The sequence below is a fragment of the Herbaspirillum sp. RV1423 genome (assembly GCF_000577615.1).
GTDB lineage: Bacteria > Pseudomonadota > Gammaproteobacteria > Burkholderiales > Burkholderiaceae_D > Herbaspirillum.
Map to the genome: position 1 here is coordinate 37,910 of NZ_CBXX010000017.1, position 19,064 is coordinate 56,973.

A 19,064-nucleotide genomic window follows, 5' to 3' on the forward strand; every position below is an offset into this window, starting at 1 on the left:
CGGTTACTGATCTTTCGGTAAATGGGTGAAAGTGAAGCTGTTCGGCACCCTGCCGTCCTTGTCGGGAGGGAAAGGTTGCGATTTGTTAATCGCTTGTAGGACAGCTTCGTCAAAACCCGGAATGCCGGATGTTCTGTTCTTGCGGATGCTGCGCACCATGCCGTCCGGCAGCAGTTCGACAGTGTATTCTACCGCCGGGTTCGCACTTAACTCGCCGGGCACATCGAAGATGGTGTTGGAGCGGATCTTCGCGCCCAGCTTCCTGCCGTAATCGGCCGCGCCGCGCGGACCTTGCGATTGGGCCGCGGTGCCGGTGCCGCCGCTGGCGCTGGTGGCTTGGCCCATCATGCGTTTCAGGTCATCCTGGCGACGCTGTTCGGCAGCCTTGTTGTCGGCGGCTTGCTGTTTCTGTTTCTTCTCGGCAGCCAGTTTGTCTGCTTCGACTTTCTTCTTGGCTTCGGCATCTTCCTTCTGCTTGGCGAGCTTCTTGTCGGCTTCCAGCTTCTCTTGTTTTTCCTTCTTCAGGAGGCGGTCTTCTTTTTCGCGTTCGAGCTTGGCTTCTTTTTCCTTCTCTTCACGCGCTTTCTTTTCTGCCTCCTTGCGCTTCTTTTCCTTCTCTTTTTCCAGTGCAATATCGGGCTTCACTACAGGAGGTTCTTCGACCTTCGGTGGGGGTGACGGCGGCTTGACTGGTTCAGGTGTCGGCTGCGGAGTCGGTTTCGGCGGTTCAGGCTCTGGTTCGGGTTGAGGCAGCGGAGCGGCTTCCTTGACATTCGGATCCCATATTTCCGCTTCGACGGTCAGCGGCGTCTGGCTCTGCCAGTTGATGCCGAACCAGAGGAAGCCCAGCAAGGCCAGGTGGACCACCACCGCCAGCGCAATGGCGCGCCAGCGGCCCGGTTGTCTCGGTACTTGATAAGGAGCGCTCATATTACTTCGTTGCCAGTCCCACTCGGGTGATGCCCAGCTTCTTGGCTGAGGCGATGACCTGGATCACTTCGTCGTATTTGATGTCTTTGTCGGCGGAAATCATCACCGGCATCTCCGGGCTGTCCGCATGGAGCGCCTGCAGCTTTTGCGTCAGGTCGGGGCGGCTGGAGGCTGTCTGTGTTTCGCCGCGCTTGGGACCGTTGACCTTGATGGTGGCCTTGGCGTCGGGCTTCAATGCGATTTCGATGTATTCGTTGGGTGGCACGGTCGACTTGCCGGCGGTCGGCAGGTTGATGACGCTCGGGTCGTTGACCGGCGCGGCCACCATGAAAATGATCAGCAGCACCAGCATGACGTCGATGTAGGGAACGACGTTGATTTCAGACTTGAACTTGCGGGTGCGTCCCCCGCGCATGGTTGGGCCTGCCATTAGCGTGCCTGACGTTGCAAGATGTTGGAGAACTCTTCGATGAAGCTTTCGAAGCGGATCGCCAGGCGGTCGATGTCATGCGAATAGCGGTTGTAGGCAACCACTGCAGGGATCGCGGCGAACAGGCCGATGGCGGTGGCGATCAGCGCTTCGGCAATGCCGGGGGCAACCGCCGCCAGCGTCGCCTGTTGTACGTTGGCGAGGCCGCGGAAGGCGTTCATGATGCCCCACACGGTGCCGAACAGGCCGACGTAGGGCGATACGGAACCGACGGACGCGAGGAAGGCCAGGTGCGATTCCAGCGCATCCATTTCGCGCTGGTAAGCGGCGCGCATGGCGCGCCGGGCGCCGTCCAGCAAGCCGCTGGAGTCGATTGCCGCGCCTTTGCCGACTTGCGCCTTGGCTTTGTTGAATTCGCCCATGCCGGCCTGGAAGATGCGTTCCAGGGCGCCGCCGTGGCCGCTGCCCTTGCGACGGTTGGACAGCGTGTCCTGGTATAGCGCGATCAGGTTGCCGCCGGACCAGAACGAGCGCTCGAATTCTTCGGTCTGGATGCGTGCGCTGCGAATCGTGAACATCTTGCGAAAGATGTAAGTCCAACTGAAAACGGACGCCGACAGCAAGAGCAACATGACAAATTGCACAATGACGGATGCATTGGTGATCAGGGTGAAGAAGGATAGATCTTGAGTGACGTTCATGGGGGAGAGGAGTCGGGGTTCAGTCGGAGATGTTCAATTGTACGTGCAAAATTTTTCAATTAGCTGACGGCAGGCATGAAGAGCATGTTGCAGCGGTCGCGTAGATCATCGATTGGCAGTCGGTCATGGTTGGATCGCGTATGAATTCCCCTTGAGGCGGGCCAGCATTTCTCCAGGAATGGCCTGGGGGCGGAAGCTCGCCGCGTCGACGCAGACGATGACGATGTGGCCGCGCGCCAGCAATGTTTGTTCTATTCCCTGAGTGCGCCAGGCTTCCTGGATGAAAGTCATCGACGCGTTGCGGAACTGTTCGACCACGACGGTCAGTTTCAGTTCATCGTCCAGCCGCGCGGGTGCAAAGTAATCCACGGCGGTGCTCTTGACCACGAAGATCAGCCCTGCGGATTCGGTCAGCGTTTGTTGGGAGTAACCCAGCGCGCGCAGCCATTCGGTGCGCGCGCGCTCAAAGAACTTGAGATAGTTGGCGTAAAACACGACGCCGCCGGTATCGGTGTCTTCGTAGTAGACCCGGACCGGCCAGGTAAAGGCGTCGTTGCCGACGCCGTTGCTGCTGCTATTTTTTTTATCGGATGAATCTGACATTACGGCGTTTTTTACTGGACCCGTTTGATGTTCAACGGTCCGAAACCTTGGCAAGTTGGCATCAGTTCGATGTAATTAATGTTGACGTGCGCCGGCAGGGTGGCGACCCAGTATGCTGCTTCGGCGATGTCTGCTGCTGTGAGCGGGGTGGTGCCTTCATAGACCTTGGCTGCGGCGCTGTCGTTGCCTTTGAAACGTACGTTGGAGAATTCGGTGCCGCCGCACAGGCCGGGTGCGAGGTTGGTGGCGCGCACGCCGGTGCCCACCAGGTCGGCGCGCAGGTTCAGCGTGAACTGGTCGACGAAGGCCTTGGTGGCACCGTAAACATTGCCGCCTGGATACGGATAGGCGCCGGCAATGGAGCCGAGGTTGATGATGAGACCGCTGCCGCGCTTGACCATGCTCGGCAGGATATGGTGCGTCATGGTCACCAGGCCTTTGACGTTGGTGTCGATCATGGTTTCCCAGTCTTCCAGCGCGACCTGATGCGCCGGTTCCAGCCCGAGCGCGAGGCCGGCGTTGTTGATCAATACGTCGATCTCCTGCCAGCCTTGCGGCAGACTGGCCAGTGCGGAACCGATGGAATTTTTGTCAGTGACGTCCAGCACCAGCGGCAGCACCTTGTCGCCGAATTCGGCGGCCAGCGCTTCAAGGCGATCCTTGCGGCGGCCTGCGGCGATCACTTTATGACCATTTTGCACAAATTTGCGCGCCATTTCGGCGCCGAAACCGGCTGTTGCACCTGTAATCAAAACGATCATCTGTATTCTCCCTATTTGCGTCGGATTATGCATTTCTGCATCCATAACCCGAAATTGTAGCCCAAAGCGCCGCTGAGCGAGATGCAACGCTTGCACTTGACCGGGTGGAGGCAAATCTTGCCGAATCCGGAGCCTTCACTTACAATGCGCAAACCATTTCGTCTCACGTGACTGGCGAAAAGTCCGGACCCCGTTCCGGCACAAGATGGATATCCATCGGGAAGCGTGAGATTTCATTAGCCGTGCGCCTGGGCAGCCCTGAATGGAACGTAGATTGAGGCTGCCTGCAATTCCCTATTTATCATCGGCCCTCATCGATTTGGAAGTCACTTCAAGTCGGCATTGCCTATTGTGCTTATTATCTTTGGGCGGCACCGGCTGATGTGCTTCAGGCGCACCCTTATCCATTGGAGAAATCATGTTTGCAAAGAATCACACTATCGCGAATGTCGACCCCGAACTGTGGTCCATCATCCAGAAGGAAAACGTCCGTCAGCAGGAGCATATTGAACTGATCGCTTCTGAAAATTACACTTCGCCTGCCGTTATGGAAGCGCAAGGTACGCAACTGACCAACAAATACGCCGAAGGCTATCCTGGCAAGCGTTACTACGGCGGTTGCGAGTTCGTCGACATGGCCGAACAACTGGCAATCGATCGCCTGAAGCAGTTGTTCGGCGCCGAAGCCGCCAACGTGCAGCCGAACTCGGGTTCGCAAGCCAATCAAGGCGTGTTCTTCGCCATGCTGAAACCCGGCGACACCATCATGGGAATGTCGCTCGCCGAAGGCGGTCACCTGACGCACGGCATGGCGTTGAACATGTCCGGCAAGTGGTTCAATGTCGTCTCCTACGGTCTGAACGACAAGGAAGAAATCGACTACGAAGCCATGGAGCGTCTGGCGCGCGAAAAGAAGCCCAAGCTGATCATCGCCGGCGCTTCCGCCTACGCACTGCGCATCGACTTCGAACGTTTTGCAAAGATCGCCAAGGAAATCGGCGCCTACTTCATGGTCGACATGGCGCACTACGCCGGCCTGATCGCCGCAGGCGTTTATCCTAACCCCGTGCCGCACGCCGACTTCGTCACATCGACCACGCACAAATCGCTGCGCGGTCCGCGCGGCGGCGTGATCCTGATGAAGGCCGAGCATGAGAAGGCCATCAACTCCGCAATCTTCCCGGGCATCCAGGGCGGTCCGCTGATGCACGTCATTGCCGGCAAGGCCGTGGCGTTCAAGGAAGCGCTGTCGCCGGAATTCAAGGTCTATCAGGAACAAGTCGTCAAGAATGCCGACGCACTGGCCAAGACCCTGATCGAGCGCGGCCTGCGTATCGTATCGGGCCGCACCGAATCGCATGTGATGCTGGTCGACCTGCGCGCCAAGAAGATCACCGGCAAGGAAGCCGAAGCTATCCTCGGCGCCGCGCACATGACCTGCAACAAGAATGCCATCCCGAACGATCCCGAGAAGCCATTCGTGACTTCCGGTATCCGTCTGGGTAGCCCGGCGATGACCACGCGCGGCTTCAAGGAAGCGGAAGCCATCAAGGTCGGTAACCTGATCGCCGACGTGCTGGACAATCCGCATGACGCGGCGACCATCGAACGCGTCAAGGGGGAAGTCAAGAAGCTGACCGACGCTTTCCCGGTTTACGCCGCGTAATGCGACAAGCAGTTCAGTAAAGTAGTTGTCTCATCCTGCGGCTTTCGCTGTTGCGAAGGCCGCAGGCGCAGTAAGATGGTCTCCGGTATCAACCCTGTGGTCTGCTTCTACTTGCCTCTATGAAATGTCCCTTCTGCAATCATGACGACACGCCGGTGTTGGACACGCGCGTCTCGGAAGAGGGCGATGCGATTCGTCGCCGTCGTCGTTGTGCCAATTGCGACAAACGTTTTACGACGTACGAGCGCATTGAGCTGACGATGCCGGTCATCGTCAAGAAGAATGGCAGCCGCAGCGAATTCGATTCTTCCAAATTGCGCGCCAGTCTCATGCTGGCGCTGCGCAAGCGTCCGGTGTCGGCCGAAGCCGTCGACGCCGCGATCCAGAGCATTCAGGAAAAACTATTGTCCAGCGGCGCCCGCGAAGTGGTGTCGGGGCAGGTCGGCGAACTCGTCATGCGCGAACTCAAGCGCCTCGACAAGATCGCCTACATCCGTTTTGCATCGGTCTACAAGAGCTTCGAAGACGTCACCGAATTCCAGGACGCGATCGCCGAAGTCGGCCATGAGCGCAAGGCCGCAGCGAAAAAGCGCAACGACTGAATACGGGTCCGGTTGCCTTGTCTGCGGCTTCTGTGGCGCCCTATTCTCTTCACGGCATTGCTCAATCATAATCAGCAAGGCATAAAAAAAGCGACTGTATTTCTACAGTCGCTTTAGTGTTCAGTCCCGCCTGTGCCGCTATACCGGCATCCCGAACCAAACGGTTCAAGGTGGCTACGGTTAGTTCAATTTCGGGTTCATCGGACTAGCGACGCTCACGCCCATCAAACAAATTCCCGCAACCTATGCTCATAAATGGTTCAAGGAATATATGGTATTCGCGAACACGGCAGGAGACTTAAGTCTACTCTATTCGCCATCCTTGTCAAAGCCTTTGCGTAAAAATTCGAAGGTATTTTCGCTCAGGACGCGAAGTGGATTTTCATGCGCCCGACCGATGACGATAGCGCGCTGCGAATGAGTTTCCCGCAGACCAATTTTTGAAAACGGCAGAGCTGGGAAAAGTGGTGCAGGAGCAGACTTAAAACAATTTCTCTTGCGGCGCCAGCGCTTCATCCAGAACGGTATGCATGGCAGCAATGCTTTGCTTCCATTCTGCTACCGTCAGTCCCGCAAACGGACCGTCGCCCGGCTGCGTCGACAACAGCTCGGCCGCAATGCCGAGCGCCGCCATTACGGCGATGCGATCGTTGCCCTTGATCTTGCCTGCGTCGCGGATCGCGCACATTTTTTCATCAAGATAAGCGACGGCTTGCCGCAGCGTGGCTTCTTCGTCTTCCTTGCATACCAGCGTGTAGGAATGGCCCATGATGGAAACGTTAAGCTGCATCACGCGGTCTCCTCTTCATTGAGCGCCGGTGTTGCCGTCGGCAGTTTTTCCAGCAAGGCGGCCACACGTTGATGGGCTTCCTCCATGCGTCGCGACAAATCCGCGTTCTCGTTGGTCAGCGCGGAGACGTTAAGACGCAGGTCGGCGTTTTCGCGGCGCAATGACTGAGTCAGGGCGGCAAGTTGCGCGACTTTCTCTGAGAGTTGGTGGAATTCGGAGCTCATGGCCTCAGGTGTAGTGCAAAAGATGTGCGCCATTATATTCTGTTGGCGACGTCCGGCACGACAAATAGCGAATCGGTTGCAGACGGTTACAGAATTGACGCTAGATTGTCGCAAAGACTGCTGTGCGTCTATTGCCAGAAAATCAATTTCTTTGCGGGAGAATTCAGCCGTCGCGATGTCGTTCCTGTCGGTCGGCAATATCGTTCCACAAATGCATGGCGACGTAAGCCCGCCAGGGACGCCATGCTTCCGCCCGGATCCGTTGTTGCGCCGGTTTGAGCAAGGCGGGGTTGCGTTCGGTGATGGTTTGCATGAGCACCAGATCGGTCGCAGGCCATGCGTCCGGATCGCGCCAGGCACGCATGGCGACATACTCGACGGTCCATGGCCCAATCCCGGGCAGTGCAATCAACGCTTTGCGCAAAGCCGCGACATCAGCGTCGGGAGCATCGACCGGGACTTCGCCCGCAGCAACCGCCCTGGCGAATCCTTGCAGAGAGGCGATGCGTTTTCCCGGCATGCCGATAGCCGTGAGATCTGCCGAAGCTAACGCATATGGCGATGGAAACCGCCACGAGGTCGCTTCATGCGCGTGACCTTCCATATGTTCCCCGGCGCGTTGCACCAGGCGTCCGACGACGGTGGTCGCGGCCTTCACGCTGACCTGTTGGCCGACGATGGTGCGCACGACCAGTTCGAAAGCCGACCACGCGCCGGGCACCCGCAAGCCGGGCGCATTCCTGACCAGCGGCGCCAGCCACGGATCGGCGGACAGATGTGCGCGTATCGCCTCCGGTTCGGCATGCAAGTCGAACATCCTGCGTAAAGGTGCAATCAACGCGTCGGCATGGCGACTCACATCGCCGGCGAATACGGCAACCAGGCAATCGTTCTTCGGATGACGCGAGATGGCCAGCGTTCCGCAGTCGCCGTTCCAATCGATCGCGCGCAGGTAGGTGCCGTTTTCGACTGCTTCCACGCCTGCGGTAGCGCGTCCGTCGAAGAAGCGCAGCAAGCGTGCCCAGTCGAATGGCGGCTGGAACGGAAGTTCTCTGGTCGCGGTGAGAGCGTGTGTTTTCACTTGCATGTCCATGCGCTGGGCGGAGGCATCAAAAGCTCGATCATATATCGCTTCCATCGCTGTAAAATCGACTCCATTCAAGAATCGGTTTGCCGATCCTGCAACGCCAGCGGGTTGCAAGCAGGTTCTCGCAATGAAAGGACGGTAAATGGAATATCTCTGCAAAGTGATCGATTCGCCTACGGGTAAGCTGACGATGGTTGCAAGGAATTCGAAACTGGTCGCCATTCTGTGGGAAAAGGAGCGGCCCAATCGGGTGCGGCTCGGGCCGATGACGGAAGATGCGAACCACCCTGTCCTCGTCGAAACGGCGAAGCAACTGGCGGATTACTTCGCCGGCAAACGTAGGAGTTTCGATGTACTCATGGAGTTTTCCGGCACCGATTTTCAGAAGAAAGTCTGGTCGGCGTTGCTGACCATTCCTTTCGGCGAAACGCGCACCTACGGCGATATCGCCCGGCAAATCGGCAATGAAAAAGCGATCCGCGCCGTCGGTGCCGCCAACGGTAGAAACCCGATCTCGATCATTGCGCCTTGTCATCGCGTCATCGGCGCCACGGGCGAACTGACCGGCTTCGCTGGCGGCTTGCATGCGAAAAAGTTGCTGCTGGCGCTGGAAGGCCATGACGTCGGCGCCAATGGACAGACAGTCGCAAGCATCGCTCTGCGCAGCACAGCGACGCGTAGTCCGGGAGACATGCGCCAGGCCCCCTTATTTTGAGATCGCTGTTTTGTGCCCCGGCGACATGCTCAAGGCCGTCGTCGGTCCATTTCGCCCAATGTGATGATCGTCATCTGGGTGCGATGGCAATTGCATTGCAGATGCAAGCCGGTGTGCTCGTTTCTGCGGGCCACATCCTGGATCGCCGTGACTCTTCCATGCTCAAGCATGGTCACCGGCAGCGCCATTCGTTCAACAAAACACGTCAGAACGAAGATGGCCCGAGAGTCATGAAAGAAGAATTTCTTCTGTCTTCAAATTGAATTATTTCCGTATTTTGTGATACATTTCCGTGTGGAAATAAATGGTGATGGTCGCAGCCACCCGGAATTCCGGGTGCCAAGGTTATCGGCATTCATAAGCTATAAATACAGAGGCCATGTTTCTGGAACGGTGCATCAATGAAAGAACAATGGCCCCGTATCAGTCGAACACGCGACCGAACCATGCAAATGGCCGGAAGGCAGATGCAAAAGACTGCCCGATGGATAGTCTCAAGCCGTTGAGCAACCGGCTCTGAAATGCAGTTGTTCCCCCGCGCAGATCCAATTTTAATCGTTACAACATGTTGCTCGGCAGTCCTGCGCGTTTTGCGCCCAGAGGAATTATTCGATGAGTAAGCGTATAAGCATAACGGACATACAACTCGGAGAGCCATTGGCTTGGGATGTATACGATTCCGCCGACAATTTATTGTTGCGTAAAGGATTCGTGATCCAGAACGAGTTGCAGATAGAAGCGCTCGTCAGGCGAGGATTGTATGTCGCTGCAGACTTTTCCTTGCGCTCGAACCATACACCGATGGTCGAGGCGCCGTCGGCGCTGCGATTGATCAATGACGCCAACAGGCGACTAGCCCGCCTGCTCTATAACGTCCACAACGAAACTGATCTTGAAACCAAGATTGCGGATATCGTTGCGATGATCACGCGTGCGGTCGACGTCAACGAAAACGTCGCGTTGGCCACCATTCTGCTCAATCGCTCGGCGGGCATCTATTCAGTACGGCACTGCATCGACAGCGCCATCGTCTGCCTGCTGATCATTCGCGAAATGGCAATACCGAAGCAGGAGGTGGCCAATATCCTGGCGGCAGCCGTCACCATGAACGTCGGCATGTTGCGCCATCAGGAACAATTGCAATCGCGGGCCAGCCATTTGACCGAAGAAGACAGGACCATCATCAGAAACCATCCGCAAATAGGGATGCGTTTGTTGAAGCAGGCGGGCGTGAAAAATGAGACTTGGCTGAGGCATGTCCTGATGCACCATGAATGCGAGGATGGAAACGGTTATCCATTCGGCATCCTGGGCGCCGATATCCCGGTGGGGACCAAGATCATTTCGATTGCGGATCGCTATTGCGCGAAAATTTCTCCTCGCGCTTACCGCAAGGCCTTGTTTCCGAACGCCGCGCTGCGCAAGGTTCTGCTGGAAGAAAAACAAACCATAGATCAATCGCTGGCAACGCCGGTCATGCGGGCGCTGGGTATCTATCCGCCGGGCACGTTTGTGAAACTGATCAACGGAGAGACGGGCATCGTGACAAGAAAGGGCCAATCGACCACGACGCCCATCGTCCATTCATTGATCGGGCCGCGCAATGCAGCGCTGGCGTTTCCCATCCAGCGAGACACTTCATTGCCGCTTTATGCCGTGCGGGATCTGGTCTGCGAGTCAAAAGCAGCGATCAATATTTCCATGCAACAACTCTGGGGTGAGGAGGCCAGCCTGTGAATTTGATCATCGTCCCAGGATCGTTTGCAGCGGTTCATCGTCTATAGCCAGGACCCAAAAGAAATAAAAATGAGGAATTTCCTTAACGACAAAAATGTTACAAATAGTGCAATATATGGTTTTCACTCGGGGAAAACCATGGACGACGCGACAATATTTGCCAGGGAAATTTCCTATGTCAGCGCGACGATTGCCGAATTCGAACGATTGCTTGCGACGGAACTGCCGTTGGCGGAACGTGAGCGCATTGAGCAATCACTTAAAAATCTCTACGCAACCCGGGAAGAGTTGCGCGACGGTCTTGAGCAGTTATTGAGCATCAGGACGCGCCGCTCGGAGAAGGAATAGGGCGGTAGATTTGAGCGGCGCCGCCCGTTCAAAACCGGACGCGGCGTCGATCTCTTGGTTCCATGCCAATACAAGGGCCACTCACAACGGTGTAATGCCGTTCCGTTAAGTTTCAAAAGCTTGTCAGCCCATCACAACTGTCGTATTGACGAAAGTCAGGGCCCAGTGTCGTGTCGGACGTCGTCACGACACTGGGCCCCAGCGTGCGCTGGGGCGACGGCTGGAAAAACAGGCTTAACCGAACGGCATTACCCTCACGGGATGACCCTTGTGTTGGCGAGGATGACGGTCATCGTCATTTCCAGTGTTTCGCAAATAGCCGGTCCGGCAATGGCGCCAAGGCATCTGAAATTCAGTCGATGGCGCTTTGCGCAAAATGAAGATGTCATGGTTTTGTCGGCGGCAGTCCGGTTAGCCATGCGACCACCTCGCTCGACAAATTGTCGCCGGCCACGCCGAAGGCAATGACGACTTGGGAGATCTGCGTGCCGGTCGCTCGTTGGACGGCCTCGAAGCTGCGCGCGGCGACGATGCGTCGTGTGGTGCTGTCGATCAGTTGCGCATCGAAGACGATATGCACGACAGGCAAGTCATTGTCGTATTCGCTTTGAAATGCGCGCAAGGTTCCGCCAAGCTCCTGATCCACTCGCACATTACTGTCGTCGCTGCTCAGATAACGGATATGGCCGTCGGCGGCAAAGGCCTGCAGCAGCCGGTTGCGCAACAGGACAGGTGCGGGATCGCTCCAGCGCACCGCGCCGTAAGATTGCACCAGATTTGCTTTCGGCAAGACCAGAATGCGGTCGCTGTCGATCACCCGGCTGCTTTGCGGCGTGACCACACGTAGCGAACGCATGCTGCCGGTTGCTGCGCCGCTGTTGCCGGTCGTGGCGGGTAACTGATACACCGCCAATGGCTCGGCATTGGGCAAAATGGAACACCCGCTAGCCATCGCCAGTGCCATCATGGACGCCAATGCGACAAGACGTCGGCGCGTGAACAGGCTCGCCATGGCAGGCGAAAGAAGAAGGCTGTGACTCATGGGTGGAACTCCTGAATTTTTTCGCTGCCCAGCAGATAGGCGCCGGGGTTGTCTTCCAGCTTGCGGCTGATAGCGCGTACCGAGGCCAGCGTGGCACGCAATTCGCTGACTGCGGGGCCGAGCTCGGCCACGCCTTGTATGCCGCTGTTGAGGACTTGCTTGTTATCGTCCAGCAGACGCTCGATCTGCGCGCTGCTGGCTGCCAGCGAAGCCATCGCTTGCTGTGCATTGTTCAGCGCATTGCTGCCCTGGTTGGTCAGCAGTTTATTGGCTTGGGTCATGGCACCGTTGGCCTGGCGCGCGGCGCTCGCCACTTCTTGCGACAGATCGCCCAGCGCTTCTCGCTGAGCAGCCAGCGCATCGGTGATGCGTTCCACATGGGCCAGGGTTTGCGTGAGGTTGTCGGTATTTTCCGGCGACAGGGCGCGTTTGGCGTTGAGCAATACATCATTGACATTGGTCATCAGATCGCCGCCATTGGCCAGCAGCGTATTGAGAGGCGAAGGTGTGGCGATGATCACCGGATCTTCGTCGTTGACGCTGACCAGTTTCGGGCTTTGCGGAGTACCGTTGGTGAGCTGGATCACCGAAGTGCCGGTGATGCCGGTCAGGTTCAGAATGGCTCCCGTGTCTTGTTTGATAGGGATATTGCCCTCGACGCGGATGCGCGCCAGCACTTTGCGCGGGTCTTGCGGGTCCAGCGTCAGTTTGACGACATCGCCCACCTTGATTCCGCTGTACTGGACCGCGCTGCCGCGCGTCAGGCCGCTGACGGCTTCATTGAATACCACGGTGTAATAATTGATGTCGCGGTCGGAATGCGATTTATTGAGCCAGAGACAAAACACGAGAGCGGCGGCGCTGATGAGCACCGTAAATAAACCGATCAAGACATGATGGGCGCGAGTTTCCATAATCAGTGTTGCTCCTGCAAAGAGTGTGCCGCATTGCCGGCAGCGCGTCCGCGCGGCCCCAGAAAGTAATCGCGCACCCACGGATTGTCGGTGGCGGCGACGGTAGCGATATCGGCGGCCACCAGCACGCGTTTGTCGGCCAGTACGGCAACCCGGTCGCAGATTGCATAAAGGGTGTCGAGATCGTGCGTGACCAGAAATACCGTCAGGCCCAGCGCATCGCGTAAGGTCAGGATCAGGCGGTCGAAGGCTGCCGCGCCGATGGGGTCCAATCCCGCCGTCGGTTCATCGAGGAACAAGATATCAGGATCCAGCGCCAGCGCCCGGGCCAACGCGGCGCGCTTGATCATCCCGCCCGACAAGGTCGCCGGCAGCTTGTTGCCGGCATCGGCCGGCAAACCCGCAAGCGCCAGTTTGACCTTGGCCAGATGCTCGGCTTCAGCACGTTCGAGATTGCCGTATTCGATCAGCGGCAGTGCAATATTTTCTAATACGCTGAGCGAAGAAAACAAGGCGCCGCGCTGGAACAGCACGCCAAAACGCCGTTCGAACACGGAGCGACGTTGCGGTGGCAGCGCCGACAAATCCTCGCCGAAGACGCGCACGGTGCCGGCCGCAGGATGTTGCAAGCCGACGATGCTGCGCAAGAGGACCGACTTCCCCGTGCCGGAACCGCCGACCACGCCGAGAATTTCGCCCCGCCGCACTTGCAGGTTAAGCTTGTCGTGCACGGTCTGACTGCCGAAGCGATTGGTCAGGCCGGCGACGTCGATGATCACTTCGGGCGTCGCTACCATCCCATCTCCATGTAAAACAGAGCGGCCAGTGCATCGATGACAATCACCAGGAAAATCGATTGCACCACGCTGGAGGTGGTGTGCGAACCTACGGATTGGGCGCTGCCGCTGACCTTGAAGCCTTCCAGGCAGCCGATCAGCGCGATGACGAAGGCAAATATCGGCGCTTTCGCGATCCCCACCAGGAAATGCCGGACACTGACATCTTGCTGCAACAGGGACAGGAACATCGCAGGACTGATTTGCAGGCTCAGTGCACACACCAGGGCGCCGCCCAGCATGCCGGAGAGCATGGCGATAAAGGTCAGCGCCGGCATGGCCACCAGCAGCGCCAACAGGCGCGGCAACACGAGCAAGGCCATGGGGTCCAGGCCGAGGGCGCGGATGGCGTCGATTTCTTCATTTGCCTTCATCGAGCCGATTTGCGCGGTGAAGGCGCTGGCTGTGCGTCCAGCCATCAGGATGGCGGTCAGCAGCACGCCGAATTCGCGCAGGAAGGAAAACGCCACCAGGTCCACGGTATAGATGCTGGCGCCGAAGTCAGCCAGCACGGTCGCTCCCAGAAACGCCACCACTGCCCCCACCATGAAGGTGAGCAAGGCCACGATAGGCACGGCATTGAGACAGGTCTGTTCGATTTGCGCGACGACTGCCGTGAGCCGCCAGCGCGAGGGATGCACGAGACTGGTCGCTAACGCTTGCAGGCAGAGCCCGGTGAAGCCGAGCAGCGCAATGGCATTGGCATACAAATCTAGCATGGTGCTGCCGATGCCGGCCAGCACATCGCCGGTACAGGAAGTGGCAGCGGGTGTCGGCGTCTCCGGCTGATTCAGCGCCTGCGCTACGGTCGCCAGCAGCGAACGCCAGGCCGGCGTCAGTTCGTCGCCATGCTGCGCGACTTGCTGCGCACGCGCAACGCCGATCAGTTCCACCAACAAGGCGGCGCCTGCCGTATCGAGCGCAGTCAGCCCGGAAAAACTGAGCAGCTCGGCGCCATTGGTCTGCATCGCCGTCATTTGCGTTTGCAGGCGGCGATAGTTGGCCAGCGTCCAGTCGCCCTGCATGCGCAGCAACGGCGCGCCGGCGGCTTGTTCCAAAGAGACGCTCGCAGCGACGCGTTCAGGCGCGGTCAGCGACAAAGGCGTCTCCGTAGCGAGAGAGAAGGGGTGTCAGATTTTTGTGCGCCATTGGCATCTGTTCTGCGGTCAAGGGACTGTTCGACAAGGAATGCGATGAAATGATATCGGGAAAATTGTCATGCAAATCAAGAAAGTCGGCTCGCTGTTCCCGTTTTCTCGCGTTCCGATTTTACGCCGCGCTTGTCGTGCTGTATATCGGTGCGACAGTCGATGTGGGTGGGGTGGTGAGTGCGAATTGGAAGGGGGCGTCAGAGCGTGAGAATATGGCGTCGTGTGTCGCAACCACTTGCGTTGCGCGTAATCTGGAGGCAAAAAAGACCACGAAAAACACCGGATATCAATGTCTTACGTGGTCTTTGATGGTCTTTCGTACTACGGTGTATTGGTGGAGCCGGCGGGAATCGAACCCGCGTCCGCAAGCACTCTACAGACAGTTCTACATACTTAGCGCTGCCATTTGATTTAACCCGAACGACGCGGACGCGCACGCTTCGTTAAGGCGAGTCACCTTAAGTTTAACTTCAAATCAAGTGACCCGATTCAAAGCGATTCTCTGTAAATGACTCTACTGCTGTTGCCAGCCCACCCCAGAGACGAGATGGTGTAGAGCTAACCGCGATTAAGCGGCTAGTGCGTACGAGTTATCGTTAGCAGTTATTTAATTTCTGATTGGATTTACGAGGTAGTCAGGCCTCGGTATGCCCTGCTCTGCTTTGCAACCCACGTCGAAACCAAGTCGGCCCCATGCAGATCTGCATTATAACTCAGTGTGGAGGCGGACCATCGGTTTATCAAGGGTTGTCAGGCGTTGCCGCGTTATTGTTGCAGGCTCAGGTCGACGCGGCTGGTCTGGCCCTTGTCCTTGATGCCGTCGGCATTGAGTTTGGGGGCGATCAGAAAAATGCGGTCAGCCGAGATGATACTTTGGTCCTGCAGGTAGTTGCGCACCAGATCGGCGCGGCGCTGGGCCAGGTTGCGCAGGTCGTCCTGGGTAATCTCGGTGTTGTCGACGATCAACTTTTGCATTTCTTCCGGCGGCAGCGACTTCGCGAAGCCGATCACGTTGCGCGGCTTCTTGAATTTCTCGTCCTTGTAGACCTTTTCCATATATTTGGCGCGATCGGCATCGCTGAGTTCGGTGTCCTTGGCTGAGGGCTGGCCTTCTTTCTCGATGATGTCCTTGCGCTTGAGGGCGCGCATCTTGCGATTGAGGATTTCCTTGCGCAGGCCGGCGTCGTCCACGGCGGGATCGGCGCGCCCCATGACGTCGATCTTGAGGGCTGGACGCTGGTGCAGGGCGTAGCCGAGGGTGTCGAGTTTCTTTCTGATATCGGGGGTGATTTCGGATGAGCCCGGTTCGAATTCGATATAGCTGAGTTCAGCGTTGCTGTCGCTGCCGAACATGGAACTGATCAGCGCGAACGGCGAGGTGACGGCCTTGACGATCAGGTTCACGAAGACGCGCATGATGATGCCGCCGATCGAGAATTGCGGATCGGACAGCGAACCGGAAATCGGCAGGTTGAGGTTGATGTTGCCGTCGCGGTCCTTGAGCAGCGACACCGCCAGCATCACGGGCAGTTTGGTGACGTTGGGGCCGTCGACGTGGTCGCCGAAGGTCAGTTGTTCGATGCGCACGTCGTTTTGCGCCACCAGCTTGTCATTCTCTATTTTGTATTGCACGTCCATCGACAGCTTGCCCTTGGTGATCGGGTAGCCGGCATATTTGGCTGAATAGGGTGTCAGGCGCGGCAGTTGCACGCCGTTGGCGCTGGCCTTGATGTCGAGGAACATTGGCTTGAACAGCGGATTGAGCGTGCCGGAAATCTGCAACGGCGCGTCATTGTCGATCTTGCCGCGCAGGTCGATGGTGGCGGGTTGCGGCTTGTCGGATGCAATGCTGCCGATGCTGCCGCTCATGCCGGTCATGTTGGCGGTGTAATTGGGTTTGACGAAGTTGTCGGTGAAGTTGATGTTGCCGCGTTGCAGGATGGTCTGGCCGATGCGGATCACCGGTGCATTGGGATCCGGCGCGGCAGGCGTGACCGGCGCAGTCGAGGTGGTGGTTTTGGCGACGGTGGTGGACGGTTTGCCGTCGCTCGCTTCAGGAGCGGTGACGGAACTGTGCGGCTGATCCTTGGAAACGATGATGTCTTGCAGATTGAGCTTGCCCTGATCGGACAGGATGGTGCGGGCGTAGAAATCGGACAGGGAAATTTTCTCCAGCGTGACCAGCGGTTTTCCGCCGACCCTGGCTTGGATGCCTTGCAGGTTCAATGTCCGCCAGCGCAGGAAGTCGGTCGAGGTCAGCTTGTCGAGGACGCGGAAATTGTTGAGATTGGCCGAGCCGTTGTATTGCAGCGCTAGCGTCTGTTTGTTGATCGGGGGCGTCACTGCCAGTTTGCCTTTGATGCCGAGCGTGCCGCTGGTCAGCGTGACGTTCAGGTAATCGGTGAAATAGGTCTGGAACGGTGCGATCGGCAGGTCTTGCGCGTCGAGCGTGAGGTCGATGGTTTTCAATTGCGGCGCAGCCTGGCCGTTGACGGAGAGTTTGCCGTTCTTGTTGAGCCTCGCCTGTAGCGAGAATTTTGTGGTCTGATCGAGTTGGCTGGAGATGTTGTCGATTTTCAGGTTGATGCCCTCGGCGCGCAGTTTTTGTGCTGGCGATGTGCCGCTGTCTTCATAGGCGATGGCGCTATCGGTGATCGACAGGCTGTGCAGTCTGGCTTGCCAGGGGGCGGGCGTCGCGTTCCCGGTTGACGTTTTTGCAGGAATGGCGGCATGGGCCTCCTTGGCGGGTTCGCCGCCGGTTGCCGGTTTTCCGGGAGGCACAAGCAGGTCTTGCAGGTTCAGTGCACCCTTGGCGTCGCGCCGCAGGTCGCCATTGAGACCGACGATGCGAAAGGCATCGGCCTCTGCTTTACGGCCTTGCAGATCGATGCCGGCGTTGTCGAGGGCAATCGTTTTGGCGCCGATGACGCCCGTCGCCGATTTTGTCTTGGGCGTCACTTTGAGATTGGCGATTTCCACACCCAGTTTGCCCAGTTTGACCTGGCCTGCGGCGATTTGTATGTCGGTCTGGCCGGAGATCTGGCCGCTGAACAATCCGTTAAGGGAGCGGTTGAGGTAGTTCTGGTATCCGCTTAGCTGGATGGATTTCAACGTCGCTTTTCCGCTGAGGTCGCCTTTGAGCGGGGTGAGTTCACCAGTGAAGCCGATATCTCCCTTGCCGTTTTCGGTGAGGGACAGGGCGACCTTGGCCGGCTTTGCGTCAGGAAGCGTCGAGAGGTCTTCGGCGTCGATAGTGATTTTGCCGAACTCGACGAGCTGGCGCGGCGAAGCGTTGGCGTCGTCCGTCCATTTCACGCTGCCGTCGCGCACGATTAGTTTGCGAACGGTGATGGTTGGCGCTGGACCGGAGGGGGCAGGCTGCGAATCGGCTTTCGCCTCGGGTTTGCCGGTTGCCGATGCTGGGGGCTTTTTAGCCGGTGAAGTGGATCTTGCGTCGGCGCTGTTTTTGCCGATGCGGGTCCAGTTGATTTCACCTTTCGCGTTCATATCGGCCCAGATCTGGGGCTTGTCGATAGCAAGCTGGTCGATGACGCCGCTGAATTTGAGGAGATCGAGTTTGCCGATCTTGGCCGAAATGGAGCCTGCCTTGAGCAACTGTGCCGCGTTCTTTTCCTGCACCGAAATATCGGCGAGTGTGAGATCGCCGTCCAGGCCAATTTGCGGCTTGTCTTTGTCACGGCTGAAGGTCAGGTCAAGTTGCGTCGATAACATGGCGCTTTCCAGCTTGACCGGCAGCGCTACGGGAGAGAAGGGGAGATAGCTGGCCACGTCCAGTTTATCGATGTCGATCGCCAGCGTGGTGTCGAGCGAACTGGCAAAGGGTTTGCTGCGGCCTTTGAGCGTAAACGGCGTGCCGTTGACGGTCATCGACAGCACCGGTTGTACGAAGGTATCGACGTTGCGCGGTAGGTTAGAGACGAAGGGGACGCCGATGTTCAGCGCACGGATGTCGATGGTCTTGCCTGTGACTTTGTCGTTGAACAGAATGGCGCCGTTTTGCAGTTGCAGGTTGGCCAGCGAGAAGAACGTTTCGCCTTCGCTCTTGGGCATGGCGAGAATGCGGTCAATGATGTCGGAGAAGTTGTAGCGGCCGATGCCTTCGTTGCTCAGGCGCACCACATGGACTTTGGGTTCGATCAGTTTGACTTCGTCGAGAATGGCGGCCAGACGCAGCAGCGAGGTGGACGAGGCGTTGACGACCAGTTCCTTGGCGCTGAAGGCGGCGGTTTGCTGGTCCGGCTCATACAGCGTGACGTCATGTACGCGCAGCGCAAGGATGAAAGGATTGAAACTGAGATCGCCGATGCTGAGCTTGCGGCCGATCCTTTCCTGGGTCTGGTCGACGGCTATTTTCTTGACTAGCGGAGGCAGCGCGAGCCAACTGATCAACGCAAGCAGGAGCAGGACGCCGATAGTGTATGCGGACCAGCGCAAGGTGCGTATTTGCCAGGCGGGACGGGGATGATTCGCCATGATCGTTTCCTCGTGAGGACGGTCGCTGATGCC

General features: G+C 57.8%; 19 protein-coding genes, 2 other RNA genes and 1 riboswitch. Of the genes, 6 read left to right on the forward strand and 15 right to left on the reverse strand.

Going from position 1 to position 19,064, the window contains the following annotated elements; all coding sequences use genetic code 11:
• Window positions 1-3: 3 nt before the first annotated feature.
• The 5 genes from tolA to RV1423_RS16340 form a co-directional block, all read right to left on the reverse strand.
• Complete coding sequence (gene tolA, locus RV1423_RS16320) at window positions 4-930, reverse strand: cell envelope integrity protein TolA (protein WP_034298574.1); 927 nt, start codon at window positions 928-930, stop codon at window positions 4-6.
• Window position 931: 1 nt separating this feature from the next.
• Entirely contained in the window at window positions 932-1,360 is a 429-nt protein-coding gene (locus RV1423_RS16325; RefSeq protein ID WP_034298576.1) for an ExbD/TolR family protein, read from the reverse strand.
• A complete protein-coding gene (gene tolQ, locus RV1423_RS16330; protein ID WP_034298578.1) occupies window positions 1,360-2,061 on the reverse strand; it encodes a protein TolQ in 702 nt (233 codons plus the stop codon). The genes RV1423_RS16325 and tolQ overlap by 1 nt, the downstream gene beginning before the upstream one ends.
• Window positions 2,062-2,184: 123 nt before the next feature.
• Window positions 2,185-2,664, reverse strand: coding sequence for a tol-pal system-associated acyl-CoA thioesterase (ybgC, locus tag RV1423_RS16335; protein ID WP_034298581.1), 480 nt, complete (start codon window positions 2,662-2,664; stop codon window positions 2,185-2,187).
• A gap of 11 nt (window positions 2,665-2,675) precedes the next feature.
• Entirely contained in the window at window positions 2,676-3,425 is a 750-nt protein-coding gene (locus RV1423_RS16340; RefSeq protein WP_034298583.1) for an SDR family oxidoreductase, read from the reverse strand.
• 157 nt (window positions 3,426-3,582) lie between these two features.
• Window positions 3,583-3,686: riboswitch (ZMP/ZTP riboswitch) on the forward strand.
• Window positions 3,687-3,843: 157 nt separating this feature from the next.
• On the opposite strand from RV1423_RS16340, the gene glyA reads away from it, so the two are divergent.
• A complete protein-coding gene (glyA, locus tag RV1423_RS16345; RefSeq protein WP_034298585.1) occupies window positions 3,844-5,091 on the forward strand; it encodes a serine hydroxymethyltransferase in 1,248 nt (415 codons plus the stop codon).
• 119 nt (window positions 5,092-5,210) lie between these two features.
• Window positions 5,211-5,693, forward strand: a complete 483-nt coding sequence (gene nrdR, locus RV1423_RS16350; protein WP_034298588.1) for a transcriptional regulator NrdR — start codon at window positions 5,211-5,213, stop codon at window positions 5,691-5,693.
• A gap of 120 nt (window positions 5,694-5,813) precedes the next feature.
• Here the strand turns inward: nrdR and ssrS are convergent.
• From ssrS to RV1423_RS16365, 4 genes are all read right to left on the reverse strand, one after another.
• Window positions 5,814-5,992, reverse strand: a non-coding RNA gene (gene ssrS, locus RV1423_RS29100) — 6S RNA.
• Between the two features lie 182 nt (window positions 5,993-6,174).
• On the reverse strand, window positions 6,175-6,483 hold the full coding sequence (locus RV1423_RS16355) for a cell division protein ZapA (protein ID WP_197034951.1): 309 nt from the start codon (window positions 6,481-6,483) through the stop codon (window positions 6,175-6,177).
• Window positions 6,483-6,707: a BRLZ domain containing protein gene (locus tag RV1423_RS16360; RefSeq protein ID WP_034298593.1), complete on the reverse strand. Its 225-nt coding sequence runs from the start codon at window positions 6,705-6,707 to the stop codon at window positions 6,483-6,485. The genes RV1423_RS16355 and RV1423_RS16360 overlap by 1 nt, the downstream gene beginning before the upstream one ends.
• 163 nt (window positions 6,708-6,870) lie before the next feature.
• The gene (locus RV1423_RS16365; protein ID WP_373419969.1) at window positions 6,871-7,788 is read right to left on the reverse strand and encodes a DNA-3-methyladenine glycosylase; all 918 of its coding nucleotides are present in this window, start codon (window positions 7,786-7,788) and stop codon (window positions 6,871-6,873) included.
• Window positions 7,789-7,936: 148 nt separating this feature from the next.
• Between RV1423_RS16365 and RV1423_RS16370 the strand changes: the two genes are divergently transcribed.
• From RV1423_RS16370 to RV1423_RS29890, 4 genes are all read left to right on the forward strand, one after another.
• Window positions 7,937-8,509 carry a methylated-DNA--[protein]-cysteine S-methyltransferase gene (locus tag RV1423_RS16370; RefSeq protein WP_081768851.1) on the forward strand — a complete coding sequence of 191 codons (573 nt, stop codon included), beginning with the start codon at window positions 7,937-7,939 and terminating at the stop codon, window positions 8,507-8,509.
• Window positions 8,510-8,592: 83 nt separating this feature from the next.
• Window positions 8,593-8,772, forward strand: coding sequence for a hypothetical protein (locus tag RV1423_RS29885; RefSeq protein WP_155835130.1), 180 nt, complete (start codon window positions 8,593-8,595; stop codon window positions 8,770-8,772).
• A 394-nt stretch (window positions 8,773-9,166) separates the two neighbouring features.
• Window positions 9,167-10,246, forward strand: coding sequence for an HD-GYP domain-containing protein (locus RV1423_RS16375; protein WP_051516717.1), 1,080 nt, complete (start codon window positions 9,167-9,169; stop codon window positions 10,244-10,246).
• A gap of 138 nt (window positions 10,247-10,384) precedes the next feature.
• Entirely contained in the window at window positions 10,385-10,594 is a 210-nt protein-coding gene (locus RV1423_RS29890; protein WP_155835131.1) for a hypothetical protein, read from the forward strand.
• 385 nt (window positions 10,595-10,979) lie between these two features.
• Here the strand turns inward: RV1423_RS29890 and RV1423_RS16385 are convergent, their stop codons facing one another.
• The 6 genes from RV1423_RS16385 to RV1423_RS16405 all read right to left on the reverse strand — a co-directional run bounded on the left by RV1423_RS16385 (window position 10,980) and on the right by RV1423_RS16405 (window position 19,031).
• Window positions 10,980-11,636: an ABC-type transport auxiliary lipoprotein family protein gene (locus RV1423_RS16385; protein ID WP_231502328.1), complete on the reverse strand. Its 657-nt coding sequence runs from the start codon at window positions 11,634-11,636 to the stop codon at window positions 10,980-10,982.
• On the reverse strand, window positions 11,633-12,550 hold the full coding sequence (locus RV1423_RS16390; protein WP_034298601.1) for an MlaD family protein: 918 nt from the start codon (window positions 12,548-12,550) through the stop codon (window positions 11,633-11,635). The genes RV1423_RS16385 and RV1423_RS16390 overlap by 4 nt, the downstream gene beginning before the upstream one ends.
• Window positions 12,551-12,552: 2 nt before the next feature.
• On the reverse strand, window positions 12,553-13,347 hold the full coding sequence (locus RV1423_RS16395; RefSeq protein ID WP_034298603.1) for an ABC transporter ATP-binding protein: 795 nt from the start codon (window positions 13,345-13,347) through the stop codon (window positions 12,553-12,555).
• A complete protein-coding gene (locus tag RV1423_RS16400) occupies window positions 13,341-14,411 on the reverse strand; it encodes an ABC transporter permease (RefSeq protein WP_081768856.1) in 1,071 nt (356 codons plus the stop codon). Before RV1423_RS16400 ends, RV1423_RS16395 begins: the two co-directional genes overlap by 7 nt.
• 458 nt (window positions 14,412-14,869) lie before the next feature.
• Window positions 14,870-15,230, reverse strand: a transfer-messenger RNA (tmRNA) gene (gene ssrA / locus RV1423_RS29105).
• Window positions 15,231-15,302: 72 nt separating this feature from the next.
• Window positions 15,303-19,031 carry a DUF748 domain-containing protein gene (locus RV1423_RS16405; protein WP_034298606.1) on the reverse strand — a complete coding sequence of 1,243 codons (3,729 nt, stop codon included), beginning with the start codon at window positions 19,029-19,031 and terminating at the stop codon, window positions 15,303-15,305.
• Between the last annotated feature and the right edge of the window lie 33 nt (window positions 19,032-19,064).